At 70.9% G+C, this 2,918-nt stretch carries 4 protein-coding genes; 3 read left to right on the top strand and 1 reads right to left on the bottom strand.

The genetic code is table 11. The features are described from left to right. The 3 genes from AC27VN_RS37765 to AC27VN_RS37755 all read left to right on the top strand — a co-directional run. Window positions 1–191: TOBE domain-containing protein (locus AC27VN_RS37765; RefSeq protein WP_490879971.1), on the top strand; the 191-nt coding region annotated here is incomplete at its 5' end. 37 nt (window positions 192–228) lie between these two features. Continuing rightward, the gene (locus AC27VN_RS37760; RefSeq protein WP_490879970.1) at window positions 229–1,263 is read left to right on the top strand and encodes an extracellular solute-binding protein; all 1,035 of its coding nucleotides are present in this window, start codon (window positions 229–231) and stop codon (window positions 1,261–1,263) included. A gap of 3 nt (window positions 1,264–1,266) precedes the next feature. Beyond that, on the top strand, window positions 1,267–2,181 hold the full coding sequence (locus AC27VN_RS37755; protein WP_413763034.1) for an ABC transporter permease: 915 nt from the start codon (window positions 1,267–1,269) through the stop codon (window positions 2,179–2,181). Here AC27VN_RS37755 and AC27VN_RS37750 read toward each other — a convergent pair. After that, on the bottom strand, window positions 2,084–2,827 hold the full coding sequence (locus AC27VN_RS37750; protein WP_490879969.1) for a tRNA-uridine aminocarboxypropyltransferase: 744 nt from the start codon (window positions 2,825–2,827) through the stop codon (window positions 2,084–2,086). The genes AC27VN_RS37755 and AC27VN_RS37750 overlap by 98 nt on opposite strands. Window positions 2,828–2,918: the final 91 nt, after the last annotated feature.

Below are 2,918 nucleotides of genomic sequence, written 5' to 3'. Positions count from 1 at the left end.
CCGCGCGCGTGAAGCTCGGCACCTACCTGGGCGGCACGACCGAGTGGCACTTCGAGACCGAGGTCGGCCCGGTCTCGGTCGCCCAGCCCAGCGTGCCGGCGCGGGGTGCTCCCGCGATCGGCGAGCGCGTGAGCCTGCAGTGGTCAGCGGAACACGCGCTGCCCCTGCCCGCGGATGCCACGGCTTCCTGAGCTTCCCTTTCCCTCTCTCTCCACTCCGATCATGTCCATGCATTCCACACGCCGTTCCCTGCTGCTGGCCGCAGCCTCGCTGCCGCTGGCCACGGCCCGCCCCGCCCTGGCCGCCGTCGGCGGCCGCGTCGTCGTCGCCACCTGGGGCGGCGACTACGGCGACCTGCTCGGCAAGCATGTCGAGCAGCCGCTGCTCAAGCCGCTGGGCATCGAAGCGGTGCAGAGCGTGGACGACGGCCCGCCGCGCAAGGCCAAGCTGCTGGCCGAGCGCAACGGCCGCCGCGGCAGCCTCGACGTGGTGTCGATGGTCGACTTCGAGGCCAGCGGCCTCGCGCAGCTGGGCCTGTTCGAGACGCTGACCGAGGCCAACGTGCCGAACGCGAGGAACGCCATCGCCGCGCTGCGCCAGCCGCAGGCGCTGCCGCACATCTACTCGGGCCTGGTCATCGCCTACAACCCCGCGAAGATCAAGGCGGCGCCGAAGTCGCTCGCCGACCTCTGGGATCCGAAGTACAAGGGCCGCGTCGGCTTCGCCGACATCCTGTTCCCCTACAACATCGCCGCCGCCTCGCTGGCGGCCGGCGGCACGCTGGGCGACCTCGCGCCCGGCATGGCCAAGCTCGGCGAGATGAAGGCGCTGGGGCCCAAGATCTTCGCCACCAACGAGGCGGTGGCGCAGGCGCTCAAGGCCGAGGACATCTGGATCACCCTGGCCTGGCGCGCCCGCGTCCACCAGTGGCGGCGCGCCGGCGTGAGCGTGGCGGCGGCCGTGCCGGCCGAGGGCATCGTGCCGACCACCTTCACCGCCTCAGTGCCCAAGAACAGCCAGCAGAAGGACAACGCCTTCGCCTACCTGAACGCGATGCTCGATGCCGGCGCGCAGTCGGCCTTCGCCGAGCGCATGGGCTACGTGCCCACCGTCACCAATGCCAGGCTGCCGCCCGAGCTGGCCGCGCAGATCGCCTTCACGCCCGAGGAGCAGTCGCGCTTCAAGGTGCCCGATTTCGGCTACTTCGCGCAGGCCATGCCGGCGCTGCAGCAGTACTGGTCGCGCGACTTCAAGGCGGCCTGAGCGATGCGTCTTTTGACCCTGCCCGCCATCGCGATCGTGCTGGCGCTGATGGTGGCGCCGATGGCGATGCTGCTGCGCTACTCGCTCAACCTCTACACGCCGACCGAGCTGATGGTCGAGGCCTTCACGGCACGCAACTACGTGCAGCTGTTCGCCGACCCGTACTTTCGCGAGGTGCTGGGGGTGACGTTGAAGGTGGCCGCGCTGACCACGGGCATCGCGCTGCTGCTGGGCCTGCCCGCGGGCTACACGCTGGCGCGCATGCCGCGGCGCTGGAAGATGTGGCTCACGCTGGCCACCATCCTGCCGCTGATGGTGGGCAACGTGGTGCGCTCGGCCGGCTGGATGGCGCTGCTGGGCAACAGCGGGCTGTTCAATGCGCTGGCGCAATGGAGCGGATTGGCGCGCGAGCCGCTGCAGCTGATGTTCCACCAGCCCGCGGTGGTGGGCGTGATGGTCACGATCGTGCTGCCGCTGATGGTGATGACGCTGGCCAGCGTGATAGAGGGCATTCCGCGCAACGTCGAGGAGGCCGCGGCCAACCTCGGCGCGCGGCCCTTCACCGCCTTTCGCCGCGTGGTGCTGCCGCAGGCCATGCCGGGCGTGATCGCGGGCATGTCGCTGGTGTTCATCCTCTGCATGAACGCCTACGCCACGCCGGTGCTGATCGGCGGACCGCGCTTTCGCATGATGACGCCCGAGATCTACCAGCAGTTCGTCGGGCTCAACAACTGGCCCTTCGGCGCGGCGCTGGCCTTCATGCTGCTGGCGGTGACGCTGGTCGCGGTGCTCGGGATCGGGATGGCGCTGCAGGCCGGCCTCAGGCCCGCAAGGCCGACAGCGCCCGCAGGCGCCGATGCGCCTCGCCCTGCGCATCGATCGGCGACTGGTTCTTCGCCTGCAGGTAGTGGTGGGTGAAGACCGCGAGGTAGGCGTCGAGGATCTGCGCGGCCAGCGCGTCGCCAGCCAGTTCCATGCACAGGCTCGCGACCTCGCTGGTGCAGAGGTGGTCGTCGCGGCCCGACTGGCGCAGCCGGTACTGCGTGCTGCGCGCGAGCACCGGGCTCAGCACCGGCAGCTGCGCGAGGTAGGCGCTGCGCCGGAACATCTTGCGCCCCTCGGCCCAGGTGCCGTCGAGCAGCACGAACAGCGGGCGCTTCGCAGGGCGGCCCTGCGAGGCCTCGGGCGGCGCGACGGTCTGCACCACACGCTCGGGCGCGGCGTACTGGCCCGGGAACACCACGTACGGCTGCCATTGCGGATCGGCCAGCAGGGCCGGCAGCGCGGGATCGACCTCGGTGCGCGACCAGCCGAAGGCGAAGGTGTCCTCGACCACGTCGGCGATCAGCCAGCCGGTGTTGCTGGGCTTGAGCGCCTCGATGTCGCCCATGATCAGGCAGACGCCCGCGCGCGTGGCCATGGAGGGCCGCAGCGCGCACAGGCAATGGCTGGGCGCGAGCCGGCAGCCGGCGCAGCGTTCGCGCTTGAAGCCGCCACGGGCCAGGAAGGGTTTGACGCTGCGCGCGAGGCGTTCGGCGCGCAGCAGGGAGACGGCGTGGGGCATGCGCCGATTCTCGGGCATGCCCGCCTGCCGGCCGGTCTTCAACCGGCCTTGAGGAACACGTCGTGGTCGGGCGCGAAGTTGGCGTGCAGCG

This window comes from Variovorax sp. 20P10.2.4, from assembly GCF_058244205.1.
Note: the sequence above shows the minus strand (reverse complement) of the source record. Positions and strands in the feature narration are given on the sequence as shown.